At 72.2% G+C, this 20,013-nt stretch carries 19 protein-coding genes; 12 read left to right on the plus strand and 7 right to left on the minus strand.

Annotation, left to right across the window (positions count from 1 at the left end):
• Together IE096_RS17825 and IE096_RS17830 are read left to right on the plus strand one after the other, a co-directional pair.
• The coding region (locus tag IE096_RS17825) for a biotin/lipoyl-containing protein (protein ID WP_189452895.1) at positions 1-801 on the plus strand (801 nt) is incomplete at its 5' end.
• Between the two features lie 215 nt (positions 802-1,016).
• The gene (locus IE096_RS17830) at positions 1,017-1,568 is read left to right on the plus strand and encodes a TetR/AcrR family transcriptional regulator (protein ID WP_189453539.1); all 552 of its coding nucleotides are present in this window, start codon (positions 1,017-1,019) and stop codon (positions 1,566-1,568) included.
• 64 nt (positions 1,569-1,632) lie between these two features.
• Here the strand turns inward: IE096_RS17830 and IE096_RS17835 are convergent, their stop codons facing one another.
• Positions 1,633-2,613 (minus strand): DeoR/GlpR family DNA-binding transcription regulator, encoded by a 981-nt coding sequence (locus IE096_RS17835; RefSeq protein ID WP_229820383.1) that lies wholly within the window; start codon positions 2,611-2,613, stop codon positions 1,633-1,635.
• 183 nt (positions 2,614-2,796) lie between these two features.
• Positions 2,797-4,245 (minus strand): NAD(P)H-quinone dehydrogenase, encoded by a 1,449-nt coding sequence (locus IE096_RS17840; RefSeq protein ID WP_126915714.1) that lies wholly within the window; start codon positions 4,243-4,245, stop codon positions 2,797-2,799.
• A 176-nt stretch (positions 4,246-4,421) separates the two neighbouring features.
• On the opposite strand from IE096_RS17840, the gene IE096_RS17845 reads away from it, so the two are divergent.
• From IE096_RS17845 to IE096_RS17855, 3 genes are all read left to right on the plus strand, one after another.
• Positions 4,422-4,859: a gamma-glutamylcyclotransferase family protein gene (locus tag IE096_RS17845; RefSeq protein ID WP_126915713.1), complete on the plus strand. Its 438-nt coding sequence runs from the start codon at positions 4,422-4,424 to the stop codon at positions 4,857-4,859.
• Positions 4,860-4,981: 122 nt separating this feature from the next.
• Entirely contained in the window at positions 4,982-5,803 is an 822-nt protein-coding gene (locus IE096_RS17850) for a purine-nucleoside phosphorylase (RefSeq protein WP_126915712.1), read from the plus strand.
• Positions 5,804-6,157: 354 nt separating this feature from the next.
• Entirely contained in the window at positions 6,158-7,843 is a 1,686-nt protein-coding gene (locus IE096_RS17855; protein ID WP_189452899.1) for a phospho-sugar mutase, read from the plus strand.
• Between the two features lie 340 nt (positions 7,844-8,183).
• Here IE096_RS17855 and IE096_RS17860 read toward each other — a convergent pair whose 3' ends face one another.
• The 3 genes from IE096_RS17860 to IE096_RS17870 all read right to left on the minus strand — a co-directional run bounded on the left by IE096_RS17860 (position 8,184) and on the right by IE096_RS17870 (position 11,066).
• The gene (locus IE096_RS17860) at positions 8,184-8,810 is read right to left on the minus strand and encodes a PH domain-containing protein (RefSeq protein WP_189452901.1); all 627 of its coding nucleotides are present in this window, start codon (positions 8,808-8,810) and stop codon (positions 8,184-8,186) included.
• A 28-nt stretch (positions 8,811-8,838) separates the two neighbouring features.
• Positions 8,839-9,510: a class F sortase gene (locus IE096_RS17865; RefSeq protein WP_189452904.1), complete on the minus strand. Its 672-nt coding sequence runs from the start codon at positions 9,508-9,510 to the stop codon at positions 8,839-8,841.
• An 86-nt stretch (positions 9,511-9,596) separates the two neighbouring features.
• A complete protein-coding gene (locus tag IE096_RS17870) occupies positions 9,597-11,066 on the minus strand; it encodes a hypothetical protein (protein ID WP_189452906.1) in 1,470 nt (489 codons plus the stop codon).
• Between the two features lie 337 nt (positions 11,067-11,403).
• Here IE096_RS17870 and deoC point away from each other — a divergent pair, with 337 nt between their 5' ends.
• The 3 genes from deoC to IE096_RS17885 are packed head-to-tail and all read left to right on the plus strand — an operon-like array spanning position 11,404 to position 14,655.
• Complete coding sequence (gene deoC / locus IE096_RS17875) at positions 11,404-12,345, plus strand: deoxyribose-phosphate aldolase (RefSeq protein WP_229820324.1); 942 nt, start codon at positions 11,404-11,406, stop codon at positions 12,343-12,345.
• 2 nt (positions 12,346-12,347) lie between these two features.
• The gene (locus tag IE096_RS17880; RefSeq protein ID WP_189452908.1) at positions 12,348-13,778 is read left to right on the plus strand and encodes an aldehyde dehydrogenase family protein; all 1,431 of its coding nucleotides are present in this window, start codon (positions 12,348-12,350) and stop codon (positions 13,776-13,778) included.
• The gene (locus IE096_RS17885; RefSeq protein ID WP_189452910.1) at positions 13,771-14,655 is read left to right on the plus strand and encodes an aldehyde dehydrogenase family protein; all 885 of its coding nucleotides are present in this window, start codon (positions 13,771-13,773) and stop codon (positions 14,653-14,655) included. The genes IE096_RS17880 and IE096_RS17885 overlap by 8 nt, the downstream gene beginning before the upstream one ends.
• A 73-nt stretch (positions 14,656-14,728) precedes the next feature.
• Here IE096_RS17885 and IE096_RS17890 read toward each other — a convergent pair whose 3' ends face one another.
• The gene (locus tag IE096_RS17890; protein ID WP_229820326.1) at positions 14,729-15,097 is read right to left on the minus strand and encodes a hypothetical protein; all 369 of its coding nucleotides are present in this window, start codon (positions 15,095-15,097) and stop codon (positions 14,729-14,731) included.
• A 152-nt stretch (positions 15,098-15,249) separates the two neighbouring features.
• Here IE096_RS17890 and IE096_RS17895 point away from each other — a divergent pair, with 152 nt between their 5' ends.
• Positions 15,250-15,903, plus strand: a complete 654-nt coding sequence (locus IE096_RS17895; protein ID WP_189452914.1) for a uridine kinase family protein — start codon at positions 15,250-15,252, stop codon at positions 15,901-15,903.
• 179 nt (positions 15,904-16,082) lie between these two features.
• On the opposite strand, the gene IE096_RS17900 is transcribed toward IE096_RS17895, so the two are convergent.
• Positions 16,083-16,838, minus strand: a complete 756-nt coding sequence (locus IE096_RS17900) for a SigE family RNA polymerase sigma factor (RefSeq protein WP_189452916.1) — start codon at positions 16,836-16,838, stop codon at positions 16,083-16,085.
• Positions 16,839-17,056: 218 nt separating this feature from the next.
• On the opposite strand from IE096_RS17900, the gene afsQ1 reads away from it, so the two are divergent.
• The 3 genes from afsQ1 to IE096_RS17915 all read left to right on the plus strand — a co-directional run bounded on the left by afsQ1 (position 17,057) and on the right by IE096_RS17915 (position 19,969).
• Complete coding sequence (afsQ1, locus tag IE096_RS17905) at positions 17,057-17,734, plus strand: two-component system response regulator AfsQ1 (protein ID WP_189453544.1); 678 nt, start codon at positions 17,057-17,059, stop codon at positions 17,732-17,734.
• Positions 17,735-17,846: 112 nt separating this feature from the next.
• Entirely contained in the window at positions 17,847-19,361 is a 1,515-nt protein-coding gene (locus IE096_RS17910) for an ATP-binding protein (protein WP_229820327.1), read from the plus strand.
• Positions 19,358-19,969, plus strand: a complete 612-nt coding sequence (locus IE096_RS17915) for a hypothetical protein (RefSeq protein ID WP_189452918.1) — start codon at positions 19,358-19,360, stop codon at positions 19,967-19,969. Before IE096_RS17910 ends, IE096_RS17915 begins: the two co-directional genes overlap by 4 nt.
• The last annotated feature ends 44 nt before the right edge of the window (positions 19,970-20,013 follow it).

The raw sequence follows: 20,013 nt of genomic DNA on the forward strand, positions 1-20,013 counted from the left end.
GAGGAGCTCGGCTACGACGACCCGGCGGTACGTGGTCACTCCTTCGAGTTCCGGATCAACGGCGAGGACCCGGGCCGTAACTTCCTGCCCGCCCCCGGCACCGTCACCACCTTCACCCCGCCGACGGGTCCGGGTGTGCGGCTGGACGCGGGTGTGGAGTCCGGCAGCGTCATCGGCCCCGCCTGGGACTCCCTCCTCGCCAAGCTGATCGTCACGGGTGCGACCCGTGAGCAGGCGCTGCAGCGGGCGGCGCGTGCGCTGGCGGAGTTCCAGGTCGAGGGCATGGCCACCGCCATCCCCTTCCACCGCGCCGTGGTCACCGACCCCGCCTTCACCAGCGACCCCTTCCACATCCACACCCGCTGGATCGAAACCGAATTCACCAACACCATCCCGCCCTTCACCGGCGCCGCCGCCGAGGAGGAAGAGGAACTCGGCCGCGAGACGGTCGTGGTCGAGGTGGGCGGCAAGCGCCTCGAGGTCTCCCTCCCGTCCTCGCTCGGGATGACCCTGGCCCGTACCGCCGCCGCGGGCGGTGCCAAGCCCAAGCGCCGCGCCGCCAAGAAGTCCGGCTCCGCCGCCTCCGGCGACAGCCTGGCCTCGCCGATGCAGGGCACGATCGTCAAGGTCGCGGTCGAAGAGGGCCAGCAGGTCAACGAGGGCGACCTCGTCGTGGTCCTGGAGGCCATGAAGATGGAGCAGCCCATCAACGCCCACCGCTCCGGCACGATCAAGGGGATCACCGCCGAGGTCGGCGCGTCCGTCTCCTCCGGCGCCGTGATCTGCGAGATCAAGGACTGAGCCAAGGACCGATCCGAGGGCTGATCCGGGGCGTTCCCCGGTCCGCCGCCGCCCACGGGCCCCGCCGCACCGGCCGGGGCCCGTGGGCGTTCGTCGTCCGGGGCCCCCGGCGGCCTGGCATCCTTGACTGACGGGGGAACGAGGGACTGACGGGGACTGTGATCGGGAGGACGGACGGAATGGCGACCGACGCGGCGCAGACGTCACCACGACCCATGCGCGCGGACGCCCGGCGCAACTACGAGCGGCTGCTCACGGAGGCCCGGACGGCGTTCACCGAGAACGGGACGGACGCCTCGCTGGAGGACATCGCCCGGCGGGCCGAGGTGGGCATCGGCACCCTCTACCGGCACTTCCCCAATCGCACGGCGCTGATGAGCGCGGTGTTCCAGGGCGAGGTGGACGGCATCCTCGCACGCTCGCGCGAGCTGCTGGCGGCTCCCGAGCCCTGCCGGGCGCTGGTCGCCTGGCTGCGGGCCATCGTGGCGCACGCCAGCACCTATCGCGGTCTCTCCCGGGCGCTGATGGCCGCGCAGACGGACGAGGGCTCCGCCATGTCGCGGTGCAGCCTGCCGCTGCGCGAGGCGGGCCGCGCGCTGCTCGCCCGTGCCCAGCGGTCCGGCGCCATCAGCCCCGACGTGGACATCGTGGACCTGATGCAGCTGACGAACGCCATCGCGCTGGCGGCCGAACAGTCCCCGGACGACCCGGAGTTGGCCGACCGCCTGCTCACGCTCACCCTGACCGGGCTAAAAGCCCGGCCGTAGCCTTCGCCGGGGAGAGCTCGCGGATCCCCGGTGCTCCTGCGGCCATGGGGGTCATCGGACCTGCCTACCGTCGGCGGGGTGCCAGGTCCGCCACCCGGGCCGTGGCCTGCTCGCCCAGGGAGACGGCGCTGCGCAGCTGGGTGCCCGGCGGCCCGCCCTGGACCGGGCCGGGCTGCTGGCCGTGGCCCAGCGGCAGGTTTCTGCGCTGGCCGGGCAGCGGGGGTACGTCCCGGCGGCGCGGGGACGCCGTGGGGACGTCCCCGTGGACGACGCCCGCCGCCGCCGGGCCGCTGCCCGCGCCCGGACCGGCCACCGAGATGTGGACGCCCTGGTCGGCCAGGGCCTGGAGCTCGGTGGCGGCCCGCTCGTCGTGGACGGGCGGCTCGTCGGTGACCAGCCGGGTGATCACATCGGTGGGCACGGTCTGGAACATGGTGTCCGTGCCCAGTTTGGTGTGGTCGGCGAGGACGACGACCTCCGCCGCCGCCTGTACCAGCGCCCGGTCCACGCTCGCGGAGAGCATGTTGGACGTGGACAGCCCGCGCTCGGCGGTCAGCCCGCTCCCGGACAGGAAGGCCCGCGAGACCCGTAGCCCCTGGAGGGACTGCTCGGCCCCGCTGCCGACCAGCGCGTAGTTCGAACCTCTGAGCGTGCCGCCGGTCATGACGACCTCGACCCGGTTGGCATGGGCCAGGGCCTGGGCGACGAGCAGGGAATTGGTGACCACGGTCAGACCCGGTACGCGTGCGAGCCGGCGGGCCAGCTCCTGGGTGGTCGTACCGGCGCCGACGACGACGGCCTCGCCTTCCTCGACGAAGCTCGCCGCGAGATCGGCGATTGCCGTCTTCTCGGCGGTCGCTAGATGGGATTTCTGCGGGAAGCCGGACTCCCTGGTGAAACCGCCCGGCAGCACCGCACCGCCGTGCCGGCGGTCGAGCAGTCCTTCGGCCTCCAGCGCCCGCACGTCCCGCCGTACGGTCACTTCTGAGGTCTGGACGACGCGGGCGAGCTCACGGAGCGAAACCGCCCCGTTGGCCCGCACCATTTCGAGGATCAATTGACGACGTTCTGCAGCGAACACGAAACCGACAGTAACGCCAACGTCCATCTGTTTTCAGCAGGTTGCAGCAATTAACGGAAGTTGTCCGTAGTGCGACCCAAGAGGTGGTATAGGGAACCGGAACAAACCGCTCCCCCACCGCTCCCCCTGGGCCTTCCCCGGCCTTCCCTACGCTTCGCGCTGCGTCTTCCTCGTGTGCAACTGCCGTGCCACCTCGGCGACCGACCCCGACAGGGACGGGTAGACGGTGAACGCGTTCGCGATCTGTTCGACCGTCAGATTGTTGTCGACGGCGATCGCGATCGGATGAATGAGCTCACTCGCCCGCGGCGAGACGACCACACCACCGACGACGATGCCCGTGCCGGGGCGGCAGAACATCTTCACGAAACCGTCGCGAATGCCCTGCATCTTCGCCCGCGGATTGCGCAGCAGCGGAAGCTTGACGACCCGGGCGTCGATGAGACCGTTGTCGACATCGGCCTGGGTGTACCCGACCGTCGCAATCTCCGGATCCGTAAATACGTTCGCGGATACCGTCTTGAGATTGAGCGGCGCCACCGCGTCGCCCAGGAAGTGGTACATCGCGATGCGGCCCTGCATCGCCGCCACCGACGCCAGCGCGAACACACCGGTGCAGTCGCCGGCCGCGTAGACGCCGGGCGCGGACGTCCGCGAGACCTTGTCCGTCCAGATGTGCCCGGACTCCTGGAGCCGGACCCCGGCCTCCTCCAGCCCGATCCCCGCCGTGTTGGGAATGGAGCCCACGGCCATCAGGCAGTGGGTACCGGTGATCACACGGCCGTCGGCCAGCGTGACCTCGACCCGGTCCCCCACCCGCTTGGCGGACTGGGCGCGCGAGCGCGCCATCACGTTCATGCCGCGCCGCCGGAAGACGTCCTCCAGCACGGCGGCCGCGTCCGGGTCCTCGCCCGGCAGCACCCGGTCGCGGGAGGAGACCAGCGTCACCTTGGAGCCCAGCGCCTGGTAGGCACCGGCGAACTCGGCACCGGTCACACCGGAGCCCACCACGATCAGCTCTTCGGGCAGCTCGTCGAGGTCGTAGACCTGCGTCCAGTTCAGGATGCGCTCGCCGTCGGGCAGCGCGTCCGGGATCTCCCGGGGGTGGGCGCCGGTGGCGACCAGCACGGCGTCGGCGACCAGCGTCTCCTCGGTCCCGTCGGCGGCCGTCACGACCACCCGGCGCGAACCGTCCGGCGCCTGCTGCGGCTCCAGCCGCCCGCGCCCGCGCATCACACGGCCACCCGCGCGGGTCACCGAGGCGGTGATGTCATGCGACTGGGCCAGCGCGAGACGCTTCACACGACGGTTGACCTTGCCCAGGTCCACGCCCATCACACGCGCCGCCTGCTCCAGCGGCGGAGTGTCGTCGGCGACGATGATCCCCAGCTCCTCGTAGGAGGAGTCGAAGTTGGTCATCACTTCCGCTGTAGCGATAAGAGTCTTCGAAGGGACGCAGTCGGTCAGCACCGACGCCCCACCCAGACCGTCGCAGTCGACGACGGTCACCTCCGCGCCGAGCTGGGCAGCGACAAGCGCCGCCTCGTAGCCGCCGGGTCCGCCACCGATGATCACGATCCGAGTCACGTACTCCATTGTCCCGCACCCATCAAAGCGACTCCTTCCGGGGCCTCCTTAGCGCGATCCCTCCGTGATTCCTCCGCGAATCCCCTCCGAATCCCGAGCGAAACCCGCCAGAACGTTCGCGCGATCCTCCCTTCGAGATTGCCACCCCAAATGCCGTTCCGCCTCACTCCCGTACCCTCGGAACCATGTCGCTCTACGCCGCGTACGCCGGCAACCTCGACGCGCGGCTGATGTCCCGCCGCGCCCCCCACTCACCGCTGCGCGGCACCGGCTGGCTCAACGGCTGGCGGCTGACCTTCGGCGGAGAGCAGATGGGGTGGGAGGGCGCGCTCGCCACGATCGTCGAAGCCCCCCGCTCCCAGGTCTTCGTCGCCCTCTACGACATCGCTCCGATGGACGAGGACTCGATGGACCGTTGGGAGGGTGTCGGCCTGGATGTCTACCGCCGGATGCGCGTCCGGGTGCACACTCTCGACGGAGAGGAGCCGGCGTGGGTCTACGTCCTCAACGGCTACGAGGGAGGGCTCCCCTCCGCCCGCTACCTCGGCGAGATCGCCGACGCCGCGGAATCGGCGGGCGCGCCCCACGACTACGTCATGGAACTGCGCAAGCGGCCCTGCTGACGCCCACCGGGTATGTGCGGAAAGTGACGATTCCATCTCGTCGCAACGCACAAAGCAACAATCGGAACACCGTAACCAGCGACATCTACGCGCGTAGGCCAAGAGCGGCTACCCTCGTCCGCGTGAACGCTTCTGTAACCCCCGACATCCAGGCCGACCCGTACGCCGCGGCGGACGCCGCCGCCGCCCGTCTCCGCGAGCTCACGGGCGCCGAGACCCACGACGTCGCCCTGGTCATGGGCTCCGGCTGGGTCCCCGCCACCGACGCCCTCGGCACCCCCGAGGCCGAGTTCCCGGTGACCGAGCTCCCCGGTTTCTCCGCCGCAGCCGTCGCGGGCCACGCGGGCACGGTCCGCTCCTACAAGGTCAACGACAAGCGCGCGCTCGTCTTCCTCGGCCGTACGCACTACTACGAGGGCCGCGGTGTCGCCGCCGTCGTCCACGGCGTCCGCACCTCCGTGGCCGCCGGCTGCAAGACCGTCGTCCTCACCAACGGCTGCGGCGGTCTCCGCGACGGCATGCGCCCCGGCCAGCCGGTGCTGATCAGCGACCACATCAACATGACGGCGACCTCGCCGATCGTCGGCGCCAACTTCGTCGACCTCACCGACCTGTACTCCCCCCGTCTGCGCGCCCTGTGCAAGGAGGTCGACGCCAGCCTGGAGGAGGGCGTCTACGTCCAGCTCCCCGGCCCGCACTACGAGACCCCCGCCGAGATCAAGATGGTCCGCACCCTCGGTGGCGACCTCGTCGGCATGTCCACCACCCTCGAGGCCATCGCGGCCCGCGAGGCGGGCGCCGAGGTCCTGGGCATCTCCCTGGTGACCAACCTCGCCGCGGGCATGACCGGTGAGCCCCTCAACCACGAAGAGGTCCTCGAGGCCGGTCGCGACGCCGCCGCCCGCATGGGGTCCCTGCTCGCGCAGGTCCTGCCCAAGCTCTGACCTTGATCCCATCCGTGCCGGGGGCGCCCTTCGCGCCTCCGGCGCTGGTGTTTCCGCGCCTTCGGCGCGGCTCTACCCCACCCACCCGCCCGATTGCCCGGCAATGGCCGGAGCCGACGCCGGCAGGGGCGGGTGAAGGCCCCACCGGCCCGCGGACGCCGTACGACGGGAGGGGCCGGGGCGGGACGGACCCCGGCAGGGGCGTAAAGCGTTATTTGCGGCGACGTGCCGGGTTCGCTGTTCCGTTGACCCCGGGCCGTAAATAATGCAGCCCCAGAGGGGTCCGTCCCGCCCCGGCCCCGGCCCACCCCGCACGGCGGGCGCACCGCACCCCGAAACCTCCGGAGGAAAAACGTGGAGCGAGACCTCATCGCACAGGCCCGGACCTGGCTCGCCGAGGACCCCGACCCCGAGACCCGCGACGAGCTCGCCAAGCTCATCGACGCCGGCGACGTCGCCGAGATCGGCACCCGCTTCGCCGGCACCCTGCAGTTCGGCACCGCCGGTCTCCGCGGTGAGCTCGGCGCCGGCCCCATGCGCATGAACCGCACCGTCGTCATCCGTGCCGCCGCCGGGCTCGCCGCGTACCTGAAGAAGCAGGGCCACACCGGTGGCACCGTCGTCATCGGCTACGACGCCCGCCACAAGTCCGCCGACTTCGCGCTGGACACCGCCGCCGTCATGGTCGGCGCGGGCCTCAAGGCCGCGCTGCTGCCGCGGCCCCTGCCCACGCCCGTCCTCGCCTTCGCCATCCGCCACCTCGGCGCGGTCGCCGGCGTGGAGGTCACGGCCAGCCACAACCCGCCGCGCGACAACGGCTACAAGGTCTACCTGGGCGACGGCTCCCAGATCGTGCCGCCCGCCGACGCCGGCATCGCCGCCGAGATCGCCGCGATCGCCAGCCTGAACGACGTCCCGCGCCCGTCCGAGGGCTGGGAGGTCCTCCGCGAGGAGGACGTCGTCGACGCCTACCTGGCGCGCACCGACGCCGTCCTCACCGACGGCTCCGCCCGTGACGTCCGCGTCGTCTACACGCCCATGCACGGCGTGGGCCGCTCCGTCCTGACCGCCGCGTTCGCCCGCGCCGGCTTCCCGGAGCCCGTCGTCGTCGCCGAGCAGGCCGAGCCGGACCCGGACTTCCCGACGGTGGCCTTCCCCAACCCGGAGGAGCCGGGCGCGATGGACCTCGCCTTCGCGACGGCCCGCGCGGCCGCGGAGGCGGGCGGCGCGCCCGACATCATCATCGCCAACGACCCCGACGCCGACCGCTGCGCCGTGGCCGTGCCGGACCCCGACAACGTCGAGGGCTGGCGGATGCTGCGCGGCGACGAGGTCGGCGCGCTGCTGGCCGAGCACCTGGTGCACAAGAGCGCGCGGGGCGCGTTCGCGACGACGATCGTCTCGTCCTCGCTGCTGTCCCGCATCGCGGCGGGCGCGCCGGACGCGTCGTACGAGGAGACCCTCACCGGCTTCAAGTGGCTCGCCCGCGTGGACAGCCTGCGCTACGCCTACGAGGAGGCGCTGGGCTACTGCGTCGACCCGGAGGGCGTGCGCGACAAGGACGGCATCACGGCCGCGCTGCTCGTGGCCGAGCTGGCGGCCGAGCTGAAGCAGTCGGACCGGACGCTGAGCGACCTCCTCGACGATCTGGCGGTCGAGCACGGGCTGCACGCCACGGACCAGCTGTCGGTGCGGGTGCAGGACCTGTCGCTGATCGCGTCGGCGATGCGCCGACTGCGGGAGGCGCCGCCGGTGGTCCTGGCCGGGCTGCACGTCATCTCCGCCGAGGACCTGTCCAAGGGCACGGAGTCGCTGCCGCCGACGGACGGCCTGCGGTACGCCCTGGCGGGCGACGAGGCGGGGACGGTGTCGGGGGCGCGGGTCATCGTGCGGCCGAGCGGTACGGAGCCGAAGCTGAAGTGCTACCTGGAGGTCGTGGTGCCGGTGGCTTCGGCGGCGGCGCTGGCCGACGCGCGCCGGCACGCGGGCGAGGTGCTGGCGGGCATCAAGACGGACCTGTCGCGGGCGGCGGGCATCTGACGCCTGTGGGGGTGGGTCGGGGTCGGGGCGGGGCGGACGGGCCCTTCCGGGGCTGAGCTCTTCGCGGCCCCTGGTATCACGGTGCCGGTTGCCCCGCCCGTGTCACCAGCGGCGAAGAGCTCCTTACGCCCCTACCAGGGCCCATCCACCCCACCCCGCCCCCTCACGTCACCCCAGCCGTGGGTACCCCAGGGAAGCCCCCGACCCCCGCCCCCTACCCGGTGCAATCCGGCTCCGGGTAATCGGGCGGGCGGGCGGGGTAGAACCCGCGCCGCAGGCGCGGGCACCCCCCACCGGGGGCACCCGGAAAGTCCACGGAACCCCGCGCGGGAGGCGCCCGTCAGCCGATCGCGGCGAGCGCGGCGAAGAGCAGCAGCCCCACCGCCGAAGGCGCGATCACCTCGTAGGCCCACCGCACGGAGGGCGAACCCTGCGCCCCCTCCCGCGAAGCACCCCGCTCCGCGAGCTCGCGCAGATCCTCGATCGCCTGGTCGGACGGGGCCCGCAGGGGCCCGGAGGGGCGGGAGGTCACGGAGGCGCGCCCCGTGACGTCCTCCGCCGCGTCCCGCGCCTGCCGCCGCGCCGCCCGCTTGCGCTGCTTCAGCGACACGGGGATGGCCCAGAGCTGGTACTTCTTCCCGTCCGCGAAGACCTCGCTGGAGTAGCCCGCGCGGACGCCCTCGACCGAGGCCCACGGCAGGGTGATCGTGCGGAAGGGGTTCCGCACCAGCAGCCGGTCCTCCCCCGCCCACACGGCGGGCCGCAGCGTGAACGCGACGATCAGCGGCACGGCGAAGAGCAGCCCCGCCAGCGCGAGCCAGGGCGCGTTGCCCGTGCCGCGCAGCATCGCGTCGCCGCCCAGCCACGCGACCAGGGCGAGCAGCAGCACGCCGCCGCCGATGCCGGCGGAGGAGCGGAAGCACCGCTCGGCGTATTCCTGGCCGGAGGCGTCAGGAGATCTCGTCATGGCGCCGATTCTGCACGACCGGGCGCGGCTACGGACGACCGGTGGCGGGCGAGTGCGACGGCGTGCTCGACGTGAGGTCGGCGTACACGACGATGTTGTCGGGCCGGTGGCCGTCGCGGAGGTCGCCGCCGCAGGTGATGAGGCGGAGTTCCGGGCGGTCGGTGTTCCCGTAGACCCGCTGGGTGGGGAAGTTCTTCTTGTCGACCTGTTGCAGTTCGCGAACGGTGAAGGTCGCGGTGGAGCCGTCGGCGCGGGTGACGGTGACGCGGTCGCCGACGCGGACCTTGGCGATGTCCTTGAGGACGGCCGGGCCCTCGGCGGTGTCGTAGTGACCGATGAGGACGGCGGGGCCGGTCTCGCCGGGGGTGACGCCCTTGTCGTACCAGCCGATGCGGTCGGCCTGGGCGACGGAGGGGACCTCGACGGTGCCGTCGTCGGCGAGCCCCAGTTCGAGGAGGGGGCCGGTGTCGACGGAGGCGGCGGGGATGCTGACGCGTACGGGCTTGGAGGCGGGCAGCGCGGGAGCGGCGGAGGGGCGCGGGGCCGAGGTCGCCGACACGTGGGCACCGGCCTTGGCGGTGTGCGGGCCGGTGCCGCAGGCGAGCAGTCCGCCGCCGAGGGCGGCGGCGAGCAGCGCGGCCGCCGCGGCCCGGCGAGCGCGGGCGCGAGGGCGGCCGAGGGCGCCGGAGGAGGGGTTCATCGGGACTCCTGGACGGGCGTCTGCGGCGCGAGGGCGGGCCGCCGGTGAGGTGGCGGCCCGCCCTCGCGGGTGGGTGGGGTGGTGACTCAGGCGGCGGAGCCGGCGACGCGGCGGCGCAGCACGGCGAAGGCGACGCCCGCGGCGCTGACGGAGGCGAGGGCGCCACCGGCCGCGAGGAGGAGGGTGCCGTTGCCGTCGTCCACGCCCTCGGCGCCGGCGGCCACGCCGCCCTGCGGGATGGCCTTGGTCTGGGCGAGCTGGGCGGAGGCGTTGACGGCCTTGGCCTGGGTGCCCGTGCCACCGACGGCGGCGGTGCCCTTGTCCGCGGAGTCACCCGAGGTGCCGCAGCCGGCCGGCATCTTCGGGAAGTCGGTGACGTGCGCGGTGCCGTAGCCCATGTCGACCAGCTTCGGGGTCGCCGTGTCGGCGTCCCTGATGAAGATGCTGTTCTTGGGCATGACCGCGAGGTCGCGGGTCAGGACCTGGTACGGCCGCTCGACGCCGCCCTCGTGGCTCGTGAAGACGGCCTTCGGGCCGCGCGGGCTGTTGATCAGCTCCACGCTCATGTTGCCCATGCTCACGCCGGCCTCGGCGTGCACGGTGCACTCGGCGCGGTCGGCGCCGGGGGGCGTGGTGGTGTTCTTCTTGCCGCCCGGCTGCCCCTTGGGGAGGGCGAAGGTCCTGGTGCCGCCGTCGCCGCGCACCTCGAGCACGGGAGCGGAGCCGTAGGCGTCGACCAGGCGCAGCTGCAGGCCCATGATCACCGCGGAGGTGTTGTCACGGTCCAGTCCGCCGACGACCCTGACCATGTAGTTGTCGCCCGGCTTCCACTGCTCGCCGACGGCGCGGATCCACACCTCGGGGCCACCGGCGTCGGGGTCGTTGCGGAGCACGGCCACCATGCCGTTGCCGATGTAGACGGCGTTGCCCGCGTAACGGGCGGGGGCGACGTGGCCCTGGCCGCCACCGCCCTTGTCGTTGAGGACCTCGACGCTGCCGTCGGTCGGGTTCACCTTGATCAGCTGGTCGTTGTACATGACGGAGCCGGTCTTGCCGTCGGCGTCCACGATCGCGGCGGCCGCACCCGCCGCACGGCCGCGGGCGATCCGGCCCTGGTGGTGGTTCGGGCCGATCCTGTAGACGCGGATGACGGCGCCGTCGCGCAGGTCGTGGGTGCCGACGAGCTCCTCGGCGGTGGTCTTCTCCCCGGAGTCCTTCTTCTCGGCACCCGTCTTCGCCGGCGTCCCCGTCTGCTTGTCGGCCGCCGTCTTCGCCGAGGTCCCCGTCTGCTTGGCGGTCTCGTCCGCCGCCTTCGTCTTCGGCGCGGTCTCGCCCGCCGGCTTCGCCGGGGTGGTGGGGGCGGTCGGCTCGGTGACGGACTTCGTGACCGCCTCGGCCGCCTTGGCGGCGGGAGCGACGGGAGCGGCAGGGGCGGCGGGAGCCGCCGGCTCGGCCGCGAACGCCGCGGTGGCCGGGGCCAGTACGGCACCCGCGAGGGCGGCGGTGGTGATCGCGGCACGCAGTGCGGAGCGGCGGCGCGGGGACAGAGCAGACATGCAGGGCTCCTAGTGGAGTCAGAGGTAGGGGATTCGCATGCCGCTTTCCTCGGTTCGGTTGGGGCCGGAGAGGTCGGGCGGGGTTGCTGAGAAGAATCTATGGATCTTGTGTGATCACGTCTTCGCGTATTTGTCACCAAACATCGACAGCAACCGGAAGATGACCCCTCGCTTGCCACTGAATCAGGATGAGTCAGGACATGTCGCCCGCCCCGGAAGAAGGGCCTCCGGAGGGGGTGACACGCGCTACGCGCGTAGATATGCTCATCCGGTGACCATGACCCCCTCCCCGAGGTTCCCCTCATCCGGCAATGAAGCCGCTGAGCGACTCGCTTCGATGGCGGACGTCACCGCCTCCGACGCCTCGCTGCGCCGCTTCCTGCACGGCCTCCCGGGCGTCGACCCGGTCGGGCTGGAGGCCCGCGCCGCGGCGCTGGGCACCCGATCGATCAAGACGACGGCGAAGGCGTACGCCATCGACCTGGCGATCTCCATGATCGACCTGACGACCTTGGAGGGCGCGGACACCCCCGGCAAGGTCCGGGCGCTGTGTGCCAAGGCCCTCAACCCGGACCCGACGGACCGCGGCACCCCGCGCACCGCCGCGATCTGTGTCTATCCCGACATGGTGGCGACGGCGGCCGAGGCCCTCGCGGGCTCGGAGGTCAAGGTCGCCTCCGTCGCGACGGCCTTCCCGGCCGGCCGCGCCGCCCTCCCCGTCAAGCTGGCCGACACGGCCGACGCCGTCGCCGCGGGCGCGGACGAGATCGACATGGTCATCGACCGCGGTGCCTTCCTCTCCGGGCGCTATCTGTCCGTCTTCGAGGAGATCAAGGCCGTCAAGGACGCCTGCCGCCGCACGGACGGTTCCGCCGCCCGGCTGAAGGTGATCTTCGAGACCGGCGAGCTGTCGACGTACGACAACATCCGCCGCGCCTCCTGGCTGGGCATGCTCGCGGGCGCCGACTTCATCAAGACGTCCACCGGCAAGGTCGCCGTCAACGCCACCCCGGCGAACACGCTCCTGATGCTGGAGGCCGTGCGCGACTTCCGCGCCGCGACCGGGGTACAGGTCGGAGTGAAGCCGGCCGGCGGCATCCGGACGACCAAGGACGCGCTGAAGTTCCTGGTGCTGGTCAACGAGACCGTGGGCGAGGAGTGGCTGACCAACGAGTGGTTCCGCTTCGGCGCCTCCAGCCTCCTCAACGACCTGCTGATGCAGCGCCAGAAGCTGAGCACCGGGCGCTACTCCGGTCCCGACTATGTGACGGTGGACTGACCATGGCTTTTGAATACGCTCCGGCGCCCGAGTCCCGCTCGGTCGTCGACATCGCCCCGTCGTACGGGCTGTTCATCGACGGCGAGTTCCGCGAGGCGTCCGACGGGAAGGTCTTCAAGACCGTCTCGCCGTCGACGGAGGAAGTGCTGTCCGAGGTCGCGCAGGCCTCGGCCGAGGACGTCGACGCGGCGGTGAAGGCCGCCCGCAAGGCGTTCGAGAAGTGGTCCGCGCTGCCGGGTGCCGAGCGCGCGAAGTACCTCTTCCGCATCGCCCGGATCATCCAGGAGCGCTCGCGCGAGCTGGCCGTCCTGGAGACCCTGGACAACGGCAAGCCGATCAAGGAGACCCGCGACGCGGACCTCCCGCTGGTCGCCGCCCACTTCTTCTACTACGCGGGCTGGGCCGACAAGCTCGACCACGCCGGCTTCGGGCCGGGCCCCAAGCCGCTGGGCGTCGCCGGTCAGGTCATCCCGTGGAACTTCCCGCTGCTGATGCTGGCGTGGAAGATCGCCCCGGCGCTGGCCGCGGGCAACACCGTCGTGCTGAAGCCGGCCGAGACCACGCCGCTGTCGGCGCTGTTCTTCGCCGACATCTGCCGCCAGGCGGGCCTGCCCAAGGGCGTCGTCAACATCCTCACTGGTGACGGCACGACCGGCGCCGCGCTCGTCGCGCACGACGGGGTCGACAAGGTCGCCTTCACCGGCTCCACCGCCGTCGGCAAGGCCATCGCCCGGACCGTCGCCGGTACGGACAAGAAGCTCACCCTGGAGCTGGGCGGCAAGGGCGCCAACATCGTCTTCGACGACGCGCCGATCGACCAGGCGGTCGAGGGGATCATCAACGGGATCTTCTTCAACCAGGGCCAGGTCTGCTGCGCCGGCTCGCGCCTGCTGGTGCAGGAGTCGATCCAGGACGAGCTGCTGGACGCCCTGAAGCGCCGGATGAGCACCCTGCGGGTCGGCGATCCGCTCGACAAGAACACCGACATCGGCGCGATCAACTCCGCCGAGCAGCTGGCCCGCATCCGGGCGCTGGCCGACAGCGGCGAGGCCGAGGGCGCCGAGCGCTGGGCCCCGGCCTGCGAGCTGCCGGCGAACGGCTACTGGTTCGCCCCGACGCTGTTCACCGGCGTCTCCCAGGCGCACCGCATCGCCCGTGAGGAGATCTTCGGGCCGGTGCTCTCCGTGCTGACGTTCCGCACGCCGGGCGAGGCCGTCGCCAAGGCCAACAACTCGGAGTACGGCCTGTCGGCCGGCATCTGGACCGAGAAGGGCTCGCGGATGCTCGCCGTCGCGAGCAAGCTGCGCGCCGGTGTGGTGTGGGCCAACACGTTCAACAAGTTCGATCCCACGTCGCCCTTCGGTGGTTACAAGGAGTCCGGTTTCGGGCGTGAGGGCGGTCGTCACGGTCTGGAGGCCTACCTCGATGTCTGATCGTCTCAGTGTCTTCAAGACCTACAAGCTGTTCGTCGGGGGCAAGTTCCCCCGGTCCGAGAGCGGGCGGGTGTACGAGGTGACCGACTCCAAGGGCAACTGGCTCGCCAACGCGCCGCTGTCGTCCCGCAAGGACGGCCGTGACGCCGTCGTCGCGGCCCGCAAGGCCTTCGGCGGCTGGTCGGGCGCGACCGCCTACAACCGGGGCCAGATCCTCTACCGCGTCGCCGAGATGCTGGAGGGCCGCCGGGACCAGTTCGTCGCCGAGGTCGCCGACGCCGAGGGGCTGTCGAAGTCCAAGGCCGCCGCCCAGGTGGACGCCGCGATCGACCGCTGGGTCTGGTACGCGGGCTGGACCGACAAGATCGCCCAGATCGCCGGGGGCACCAACCCGGTGGCCGGGCCGTTCTTCAACGTCTCCTCCCCGGAGCCGACCGGCGTCGTGGCCGTCGTCGCCCCGCAGGAGTCGTCGCTGCTGGGCCTGGTCTCCGTGATCGCCCCGGTGATCGCGGGCGGCAGCACGGTGGTCGTCGTCGCGTCCGAGAAGGCGCCGCTGCCCGCGCTGTCGCTGGGCGAGGTGCTGGCCACCTCCGACGTGCCCGGTGGCGTGGTCAACATCCTGTCCGGCAAGGCCGCCGAGATCTTCCCGGCCCTCGCCGCCCACCAGGACGTCAACGCCCTCGACCTCGCGGGCGCCGACGCCGAGCTGGCGAAGGCCCTGGAGATCGCCGCGGCCGACAACCTCAAGCGCGTCGTCCGTCCACAGGCTGTGGACTGGTCCGCCGACCCGGGCACCAAGCGCCTGATGGCGTTCCAGGAGACGAAGACCGTCTGGCACCCGACGGGTTCGCTGGGCGCGGGCGGCTCGTCGTACTGACGACGACCGTGACATGACGACGGCGGCGGTTTCCCTTCCGGGAAGCCGCCGCCGTCGTGTCGTGGCGACCGTCTCAGCCGCTGTTGCCCGGCAGCACGTTCAGCGCCTGGCCCACCAGGGGCAGGTCCCCGACCTGTCCCCGGTTGGTGACCGGGGCCGTCACCGCGTCGGTGCCGACGGGCTTGAAGTCCGCGACCTGCGTGCGGGCGCCGTTGTTCAGCGGGTCCACCGGGGTGGCCGCGAGCGGGTGGTACTTAAAGGTCTTCAGCACCGGCGAGAGCCCCTCGACGGACTTCTCCAGGGCGATGCCGGTGCCCGTGAACGCCGCCCCGACGTCCGTGCGGCCCAGCTCGGCGCGCGGCGCCTGCGGTTCCGCGTGGGCCGTGGCCGCTCCGCCCGTGGCGAGCGCCGCGCCCGCCGATACGGTCAGCCCGACGCGCATCAGCGTGCGCCGGCGCGGAGGAGGGGGGGACGCGTGACGTGGGTGACGTGCGTGGGAGGCCATGACCACCTGCCGTGAGAAGGTTGCGAACGACAACGCAACGTAGTGGATTCGCTACTCACCGCGCACGTCGCGACCCAGGGGGATCCCCCATGCGGCCCAATGCCTCACACTGGTGTCCCGTGACCTCCCACTCGCCCGCCGCGCGCGTCATCCTGCTCACCGGCCCCTCCGGCTCCGGAAAGTCCTCCCTCGCCGCCCGTACCGGGCTGCCGGTGCTCAACCTGGACGACTTCTACAAGGAGGGCGACGACCCGACGCTGCCGCTCCTCCCCGAAGGCGGCACCGACTGGGACTCGCCGCTGTCGTGGGACGCGGAGGCCGCCGTGGCCGCGATCGACGAGCTGTGCCGCACGGCCCGGACGAACGTGCCCGTGTACGACATCTCCACCAGCTCGCGGACCGGTGAGAGCGGCCTGGACATCGGGCGGACGCCGCTGTTCATCGCCGAGGGGATCTTCGCCGCCGACATCATCGGCCCGTGCCGGGACCTCGGCCACCTCGCGGACGCCCTGTGCCTGCGCGGCCGGCCCTCCGCCACGTTCCGCCAACGGCTGCTGCGCGACATCCGCGAGGCCCGCAAGCCCGTTCCGTACCTGGTCCGGCGCGGCCTGCGGCTGATGCGCGCCGAGCGCGGCATCGTGGCCCGCCAGACGGCGCTGGGCGCCTTCGCCTGCGGCCGCGAGACCGCCATGGGCCGCATCGCCGCGGCGGCCGCCGGCCACCGCGAGACCGTCCGCGTCTGACGCGCGGGCACCGGAGCGCTCGGAAGAAACGTTCCCGCGCGGGCGAGGGGGCGCGAAAACGGCGAGAGCGGGCCCGGCGGTCCCCCCGACCGCCGGCCCGCTCTCTCCCCCCGTTTTCCCCCGTTGGTCCTGCTGTTCCCCCGTGATCCCCGTGGTCCCCCGTGACCCGGGGCCGTCCGTTACGCCACGAGCTCCCCGAAGGACTCGCGGACGCCCCGGCCGGAGCCGATCGCCTCGTCCTCGCGCAGCCGCCGCAGCGACCGCCAGATGCTGCTCTTGACCGTGCCGACGCTGATGTCCAGGATCTCCGCGATCTCCGGGTCCGTCCGGCCCTCGTAGTAGCGCAGGACGAGCATGGTGCGCTGGAGCTCGGGGAGCTTGGCGAGGGCCTGCCAGAGCACGGCGCGCAGCTCGGTGCCGCGCATCGCGTCGGTCTCGGCGGCCGTCTCCGGCAGCTCCTCGGTCGGGTACTCGTTGAGCTTCCGGCGGCGCCAGGCGCTGATGTGGAGATTGGTCATGGTGCGGCGCAGGTAGCCGCCGACCGCCGCCTTGTCGGAGATCCGGTCCCAGGCGCGGTACGTGGAGAACAGCGCGCTCTGGAGCAGGTCCTCCGCCTCATGGCGGTCACCGGTCAGGTGGTACGCGGTCGCGTACAGGGAGGCCCGGCGCTCCTGGACGTAGGCGGTGAACTCCGCCTCCGTCCGCGACACACCGGTGTCGCTCCCCCCGTCGGCCGTGGCGGCGCCCCCCGCGCCCACCGTGGCCTCCCCGTACGCGATCGCGTCGATGGCCACCATGTACGGCGGCCTTGAGTTGCGTCCGGTGCCGCGAGCGCACCCCCGCCCGCCCACGGCACCGGACTTCTCGGCGCTCCGCCCGGCGTCGTGCAGGCGCGTGCGAACTGCGCTGGTCGCAGTGGCGTGCAGTGCGTTCATCTCGCGCCCCCCGTCGGTTGGAGCCAGTTGGTCCGGCAGTGTTCCCGGGCCTCTGTCCTGCCCGGTGCATCACAGCCTGCCGGGCCAGTTTCATGGCGCTGTCCGCCGACTGTCACAGCCCTGCAACAGGCCCCGCCGTGCCCGTTGCGGGGCCGGCCCCGGTCGCTGCGGCGTCCTTCTGTCGAACTACCGGCCACTCTTAGGCCAGAATGACCACTGTGCCTTTCCTGTTGCTGATCGAGGACGACGACGCCATCCGCACGGCTCTGGAGTTCTCCTTGTCCCGCCAGGGTCACCGTGTGGTGACCGCCGCGTCGGGCGAGGAGGGCCTGAAGATGCTGCGGGAGCAGCGTCCGGACCTGATCGTGCTGGACGTGATGCTGCCCGGTATCGACGGGTTCGAGGTGTGCCGGCGGATCCGGCGGACGGACCAGTTGCCGATCATCCTGCTCACGGCGCGCAACGACGACATCGACGTGGTGGTCGGGCTGGAGTCCGGCGCCGACGACTATGTGGTCAAGCCGGTGCAGGGCCGGGTGCTGGACGCCCGGATCAGGGCGGTGCTGCGCCGGGGCGAGCGGGAGTCCAGCGACTCGGCGTCGTTCGGCTCCCTGGTCATCGACCGGTCGGCCATGACGGTCACCAAGAACGGCCAGGACCTCCAGCTGACCCCGACGGAGCTGCGGCTGCTGCTGGAGCTCAGCCGCCGGCCGGGCCAGGCGCTCTCCCGGCAGCAGCTGCTGCGGCTGGTGTGGGAGCACGACTACCTGGGCGACTCCCGGCTGGTGGACGCCTGTGTCCAGCGGCTGCGCGCCAAGGTCGAGGACGTGCCGTCCTCCCCGACGCTGATCCGTACGGTCCGCGGGGTGGGGTACCGGCTGGACGCCCCGCAGTGATTCCCCTTTCGGGGGCGGCAGTGACGGACACGAGGACTGAGAGCGGACAGTGACAGAAGAGCCCGGTCGGGTGCGGGGCTGGGCGGCGGCCAGGAACCTCCTGAAACCGAGCATGCGGTGGATCAGCCTGCGGCTGCGCCTGATGCTGGTCTTCGCGCTGGTGGCCCTCGCCGCGGCCGTCTCCGCGTCGGCCATCGCGTACTGGCTGAACCGTGACGCGGTCCTCACCCGGACGCAGAACGCCGCCCTGGACGACTTCCGCAAGTCGTTGCAGGACAACACGGGTTCGCTGCCGCTCCTGCCCACGTGCGCGGACCTCCAGGAGGCGGCCGACCGGATGGCGGCGACCTCGCAGAAGTACGAGGTCCTGCTGATCGGCAACGTCAAGGGCGGCGCCGCCTGCGCCGCGCCCTCCGACCGCGATCTGTTCACCCTGTCCGTCGTGCCGAAGTCGCTGGTCACCGCCGTGAACCGGGAGCGGAAGGTCGACGAGTCCAATCCGTACCCGTACCACCTGTACTGGCAGCGGATCACCCTCGGCGGCAAGCCGTACCTGGTGGGCGGCGCGAAGGTGATCGGCGGCGGGCCGACGGGCTATCTGCTGAAGTCCCTGGAGAACGAGCGGGCCGACCTCAACTCCCTGGCCTGGTCGCTGGGGATCGCCACCGGCCTGGCGCTGATCGGCTCGGCGCTGCTGGCGCAGGCGGCGGCCTCCACCGTGCTGCGGCCCGTGCAGCGGCTCGGCGACGCGGCGCGCAGACTGGGCGAGGGGAAGCTGGACACCCGGCTGCGGGTCTCGGGCACGGACGAGCTGGCGGACCTGTCGCGGACGTTCAACAAGACGGCCGAGGCGTTGCAGAAGCGGGTGGAGGACCTCAGCTCCCGGGAGGCGGCGAGCCGCCGGTTCGTCGCCGACATGTCGCACGAGCTGCGCACCCCGCTGACGGCGATCACCGCGGTGACGGAGGTGCTGGAGGACGAGGCGGACTCCCTGGACCCGATGATCGCGCCGGCGGTGCAGCTCGTGGTGAGCGAGACCCGCAGGCTGAACGACCTGGTGGAGAACCTGATGGAGGTCACCCGCTTCGACGCGGGCACGGCCCGGCTGGTCCTGGACGACGTGGACATCGCCGACCAGATCACCGCGTGCATCGACGCGCGGGCCTGGCTGGACGCCGTCGAGCTGGACGCCGAGCGCGGCACGACGGTCCGGCTCGACCCGCGCCGGCTCGATGTGATCCTGGCCAACCTCATCGGCAACGCCCTCAAGCACGGCGGTTCGCCGGTGCGGGTCTCGGTGCGGCAGACGGAGGAGGCGCTGGTGATCGCGGTGCGCGACCACGGGCCGGGCATCCCCGAGGAGGTCCTCCCGCACGTCTTCGACCGCTTCTACAAGGCGAGCGCGTCGCGGCCGCGTTCGGAGGGCAGCGGTCTGGGGCTGTCCATCGCGCTGGAGAACGCCCATATCCACGGCGGCGAGATCACAGCGGAGAACTCCCCCGAGGGCGGTGCCGTCTTCACGCTGACGCTGCCTCGCGACTCGGCCCCGGCCCCGGACGGCGATCCGGCCCCCGGCGGCGGTGCCTCGGCGCCTGAGCGGGGCCCGGCCGAGGGGGAGAGCCGATGAGGCCGGCGATCCGCACGGCCGCCGTGGCGGCCGGGGTGTTCGCGCTCGCCACCGGGCTCTCCGGCTGTGGCATCCGGGGCACGGCCGTGCCCGTGGACGCCGGCAGCGCGCCCTCGCGGGCCACGTGCGTGGTGCACGGCCCGCAGGCCTCGGCGACACCGGGCAGCGCCACCACGTCCGTTCAGCTGCTGTGCACCTCGCTGCTACTCCCCGTGACGCGGCTGGTGTCCGTGCCGGAGGGCGGCGACCCGGCGGCACTCGCCCGGGCGCTGCTGGACGAGCTCAAGCGGCCGCCCACGCCCGCCGAGGACGAGGCCGGTTTCTCCACGGCCGTCCCCCAGCAGCTGACCGTCAGCGGCCCGGCGAAGGGCGATCCGGCGGGGGCGCTCCGGCTGAACATGCCCCCCGACGACCTGGCCCCGCTCGCGCTCGCGCAGGTCGTGTGCACGTTCGCGGGGACGCCGGCGGCCGACGCGCGGCCCACGGTGATCCTGGGCGGCCCGTCGGGCGACCGTCCCAAGAGTTACGTCTGCACCGACGAGACCCGTACGCATCCGGAGACGGTGCAGGGCAACGGCAGTCCACTGCCGCCGGCCGACGGGCGCTGACTCTCTGTACCCGGACGCGGAACCGCGCGCCCCGCGTGCGGCGT

Source organism: Streptomyces abikoensis (assembly GCF_014648775.1).
Classification (GTDB): Bacteria; Actinomycetota; Actinomycetes; order Streptomycetales; family Streptomycetaceae; genus Streptomyces; species Streptomyces abikoensis.

What these genes read in the sequence shown, in the direction of transcription:
- IE096_RS17830 (WP_189453539.1), top strand. Translation starts at nt 1,017, where the DNA reads ATGCGCGCGGACGCCCGGCGCAACTACGAGCGGCTGCTCACGGAGGCC.
- IE096_RS17835 (WP_229820383.1), bottom strand. Translation starts at nt 2,613, where the DNA reads ATGGTGCGGGCCAACGGGGCGGTTTCGCTCCGTGAGCTCGCCCGCGTC.
- IE096_RS17840 (WP_126915714.1), bottom strand. Translation starts at nt 4,245, where the DNA reads ATGGAGTACGTGACTCGGATCGTGATCATCGGTGGCGGACCCGGCGGC.
- IE096_RS17845 (WP_126915713.1), top strand. Translation starts at nt 4,422, where the DNA reads ATGTCGCTCTACGCCGCGTACGCCGGCAACCTCGACGCGCGGCTGATG.
- IE096_RS17860 (WP_189452901.1), bottom strand. Translation starts at nt 8,810, where the DNA reads ATGACGAGATCTCCTGACGCCTCCGGCCAGGAATACGCCGAGCGGTGC.
- IE096_RS17865 (WP_189452904.1), bottom strand. Translation starts at nt 9,510, where the DNA reads ATGAACCCCTCCTCCGGCGCCCTCGGCCGCCCTCGCGCCCGCGCTCGC.
- IE096_RS17870 (WP_189452906.1), bottom strand. Translation starts at nt 11,066, where the DNA reads ATGTCTGCTCTGTCCCCGCGCCGCCGCTCCGCACTGCGTGCCGCGATC.
- deoC (WP_229820324.1), top strand. Translation starts at nt 11,404, where the DNA reads ATGGCGGACGTCACCGCCTCCGACGCCTCGCTGCGCCGCTTCCTGCAC.
- IE096_RS17880 (WP_189452908.1), top strand. Translation starts at nt 12,348, where the DNA reads ATGGCTTTTGAATACGCTCCGGCGCCCGAGTCCCGCTCGGTCGTCGAC.
- IE096_RS17885 (WP_189452910.1), top strand. Translation starts at nt 13,771, where the DNA reads ATGTCTGATCGTCTCAGTGTCTTCAAGACCTACAAGCTGTTCGTCGGG.
- IE096_RS17890 (WP_229820326.1), bottom strand. Translation starts at nt 15,097, where the DNA reads ATGCGCGTCGGGCTGACCGTATCGGCGGGCGCGGCGCTCGCCACGGGC.
- IE096_RS17895 (WP_189452914.1), top strand. Translation starts at nt 15,250, where the DNA reads ATGCGGCCCAATGCCTCACACTGGTGTCCCGTGACCTCCCACTCGCCC.
- IE096_RS17900 (WP_189452916.1), bottom strand. Translation starts at nt 16,838, where the DNA reads ATGAACGCACTGCACGCCACTGCGACCAGCGCAGTTCGCACGCGCCTG.
- IE096_RS17910 (WP_229820327.1), top strand. Translation starts at nt 17,847, where the DNA reads ATGCGGTGGATCAGCCTGCGGCTGCGCCTGATGCTGGTCTTCGCGCTG.
- IE096_RS17915 (WP_189452918.1), top strand. Translation starts at nt 19,358, where the DNA reads ATGAGGCCGGCGATCCGCACGGCCGCCGTGGCGGCCGGGGTGTTCGCG.